General features: G+C 42.1%; 5 protein-coding genes. 4 read left to right on the plus strand and 1 reads right to left on the minus strand.

Going from position 1 to position 3775, the window contains the following annotated elements:
- Positions 1-309 precede the first annotated feature (309 nt).
- From O3793_RS08785 to O3793_RS08800, 4 genes are all read left to right on the plus strand, one after another.
- Positions 310-684 (plus strand): hypothetical protein, encoded by a 375-nt coding sequence (locus O3793_RS08785; RefSeq protein ID WP_371446944.1) that lies wholly within the window; start codon positions 310-312, stop codon positions 682-684.
- A gap of 155 nt (positions 685-839) precedes the next feature.
- Positions 840-1913 carry a replication initiation factor domain-containing protein gene (locus O3793_RS08790; RefSeq protein ID WP_371446945.1) on the plus strand — a complete coding sequence of 358 codons (1074 nt, stop codon included), beginning with the start codon at positions 840-842 and terminating at the stop codon, positions 1911-1913.
- Positions 1906-3318: an FtsK/SpoIIIE domain-containing protein gene (locus tag O3793_RS08795; RefSeq protein ID WP_371446947.1), complete on the plus strand. Its 1413-nt coding sequence runs from the start codon at positions 1906-1908 to the stop codon at positions 3316-3318. Before O3793_RS08790 ends, O3793_RS08795 begins: the two co-directional genes overlap by 8 nt.
- The gene (locus tag O3793_RS08800; RefSeq protein ID WP_371446949.1) at positions 3297-3554 is read left to right on the plus strand and encodes a hypothetical protein; all 258 of its coding nucleotides are present in this window, start codon (positions 3297-3299) and stop codon (positions 3552-3554) included. Before O3793_RS08795 ends, O3793_RS08800 begins: the two co-directional genes overlap by 22 nt.
- On the opposite strand, the gene O3793_RS08805 is transcribed toward O3793_RS08800, so the two are convergent.
- Positions 3555-3775, minus strand: a 221-nt coding sequence (locus tag O3793_RS08805; RefSeq protein WP_371446951.1) for a hypothetical protein, incomplete at its 5' end; no start/stop codon positions are given.

Raw genomic sequence — 3775 nt, forward strand, 5'->3', positions numbered from 1 at the left:
AAAAAAAGTAACAAAAAACACTCTAAAATCCTTGAAAGTATTGACTTTTTAAGGTTTAGCCGTGTAAAATAAAGAAAGAGCCTTGTTCTAAGAACAAAGCTCTGAAAATTCAATATTAGATGTCTTGCTGACACGACCAAATGCGACAAGACAACCTACTTCATAGACAATCTTAACATGCCACTATGGGGCTGTCAAGCTTAAAAACGCGGTGTAAAAGGAAAAAACCGTGTGGTATATGAATAGAATAAATGTGAAGTAGGTTCCTTTGAGCGATGTAAGCAAGCGTCGAGAAAGGAGCCTTTTTGTATGGCTATAAATCAGGAAAAATTGCAGGCTTTGCAATCAAAACTAAAGCAACAAACAACAAGTAGTAAAGAGATGTTCAGCGACTTAATTGTCGTTCATGTCGGGATTGAACCGACTGAGTATTTTCCTAAACTGAAAAACTCAGACGGGTCGAAGGTAAAGGACGCAGAGGGAAATGACAAACGCTCGGAGACGAGAGAAGGCTGGACTTACACATTCATCGAAATGGGAACGGGAAGAACGGTTAAAATAGTCAATCGTGACTTGCTTAAAATCGAACTTCTGAACGTGTACCGATGTTCGGGACTTGGCTACAATATCAAGCAATCTAGGTTCATTTTTATCGACGAAAACGCGAAAATCTTGAACTACTAGAGTAGCAAACGAGGGAAACCACGCCGCGCCGTCTAGGCAGAGGCGTGGGAAGCCCCCGAAATACTAATATAGGGGGGCTTCAGATACATCGAAAATGCCCACAATCGTTGATATGAAGCAAAAAACTTACATTCAAAAAATTGGAGACAAAAACAATGCAAAAATACAAAGTAGACTGGTTAGGATTCACGATTGACTTTAGAAATCACGGAGACCAACGTTGGTTCGATGATAAGATTTTCGAAGTCTTACGATTCGATTTATCAGAGTTTGAGCAATGCAACGGGCGCTACTTCTACAATAGCGGGATTACGTGTCATGAGTTTTTTAACGCGTTCTGGAATAACCCCGATAAGGAGATGAGTCCTAAGACCACAAGAACGATGAACATTCAACTGACAGGACAGGGGTGTACAGAAGTTGTTGAACGATTCAACAACGACACGATTGCGGTTTTGAAAGCTATCCGTGAGCATGATCCTAGTATTAAATTCACGAGGATTGACATCGCTCTCGATGATAACGCTGAGACTGTCCCTTTCGAGAAAATCGAAAATAAACTCAGGGCAGGTCACTACCGCTCAAGTAAGAGAACTTATAACATTGTGAGCCAGTCGAATGTAAACAAGGAAATCAAATCCAAGAGTATATACTTGGGCTCCAGAACACAAGGACAAAATGTGTTTTTGCGTATTTACGATAAGTTAGCTCAAAGCCTTGCAAAAGGCGTGATACCGCCAAAAGAGTTTCGCGAGTCCTGGCAAAGGTACGAAATCGTTTATTCAAAGGATTACGCACAAAAAGCGGTGCAAGCTCTACTGGATGGAGAATCAGTCGAAAAGACATTCAAGCAGACTCTAAGGACGCTCCTTGAGCTTCTAACACCATCAGAAACAGAAAGCAACAAGTCGAGATGGAAAGTTGCTCCATTTTGGGATGACTTTCTGCAGGAAAAAGAGAAGTTCGATTTCTCGACTCCACAACGTGAAATGACAATTGCGCAATCGCTGGAATGGCTCAGAAAGTACGTCGTTCCAATGATTGGATTGTTCGAACAAATGGGGAAGGAAAACAATTTCGACTTCTATGATGTATTGAGAGAAGCAAGAAAGCCAGATAAACTCACAAAGAAACAAGCAAGAATGCTAATGAAAAGCAAAACAATCGACGCAAAAACATGGGAAAAATACCTTAAAAAATTTATAGGGGGATATGATATCCATGAGTAAAGTGTATGAGAAAAACACGCAAAACAAACGATATGAACTCAAACACGGGTTCACACTAAACACGACCATCATCGCAAGTTTAGGATTGATAGTCATAGCTGAATTGATAGCTTATGTCTTGAGATTCGCGACGGATGAAAAGCACGGACAGATACCGCAACGACTACTAGGGAAAAGCATGATTCACGCGATAGCGACGGGCTTTAACTACTTAAGAGTCGGGATATGGATTCTGACGGGAGTACTAATCGTGTACGCTGCAGCACGATGTGTGCAGCACGTTCAAAAAGCTGGTTCATTCAAGAAATGGCTCGATGAGAGAAGGCTTGAAAAGGCTGTAACTAAGGCATTAGTTGATACCTTGTCAGTAAACACAATGAAGGAGCAATCACGGATTGAAGTTCCGGATGTAGAAGTCGAATGCAAAGACGATGAAATCATCGTTAAAATCGAACGATTGGCGGGAATGTATGAGCTTGAAACGCTTAAAGCTGACGTAAGCTCATCGTTTAAAAACAAGTATTCAAACTATGTCGTAACGACTGCTAGAGTATCAAACAACGAGAATGAATTCATCTTCACGCTCGAAGACCTTGGAAGCGATAAAACCTTCACGCCTAAGTCACTAGATGACTTAGACGTCGGAAACTACAATCTAAAGCTACAGGAAGGCTTAATAATCAATCTCGAAGACCGTCCGCATTTAGCGATTTTCGGGAAATCGGGCTCTAAGAAAACAACGACATTACAGTTGCTATTGCTTGAGCTAGCGGTATCACAAGCAAAGCTATACGCTTGTGACGGAAAAAATGAGTTGAGGTCGATTGATTTCATCTTCACACAATACGCTTCAGACCCGACCAAAATCCTAGAACTCACAAGCGACTTTATCAAAGAGCTAACCATTCGCGAAAAGTACAAGGATGGGAAAGTTCAAAAACTCGGTAAGATGGGGCTAAAAGCTTCAGAATGCGGATTGAAACCGATGATTCTAGTGACTGACGAAGTATCCGCGATTTTAGCAGCAATGGACAAGAAAGAACAAGCTAAATTCATGGCGGATGTAACGCAAATCGTAATGAAAGGACGGTCACTCGGAATATATTGGGTGATGGCAAATCAAGACCCATCGACCAACGTATTTCCACAAGCCATCCGCGCACAATTCGCGACAAAAATCCTTTTAGGGAACGCAAATCAAGACATTCAAAAGATGGCGCTCGGCGAAGTTGCAACGGTTGGAGATGTCGAGGATTTCCGCGGATATTATATGAGTGACGGATTGACAAAACAACCGCAAAAATTCTACGTTCCAAACATCTTTGAACACGGTTTGAACGACTTGGAAACATTCAAAAAAGCGAAAGAAAGGGGGGATGCAGCATGGGCGGAATTATTCTCATAGTGACATCATTCGATGTTGCGAAATGTGAGCTAAGAGGAAAACTAGGGGACAAGGAAGTTATGATTGCATTGCCGCAACGTGAATTCGACTGGTTTATTCACGAAGCTGACCAGAAGACAGAGCTAACCGACGAAAACTCCTTCGGAATCGCACAAAAAGTGAAACTCACGAACTGCGAATTCGCGCCAGGAAAAAGCATTTGGCACATTAAGGCTAGCGCTATTGAGTTAGTCTAGTTAAATTCTTCTTTTCCGTCGCTGGAATCGAAGGAGCATGGATAGAAGCAAAGGCAAGGGTTGTTGAAAACAAAAGGCTTTAGCCTGTCCCTTTCCTTTGTGCGGATCCATGCTAGATTCCACCAAGCGACGAAAAAAGAATTTGACGAAAATAACTTCTTTTCTTGAGCTGCGGTCAAGCGGGCTCCGCTTGCCAGGGCGTGGGATGGAATCCCACAAAG

The organism is Granulicatella sp. 20925_1_28, assembly GCF_041433575.1.
GTDB lineage: Bacteria > Bacillota > Bacilli > Lactobacillales > Aerococcaceae > Granulicatella.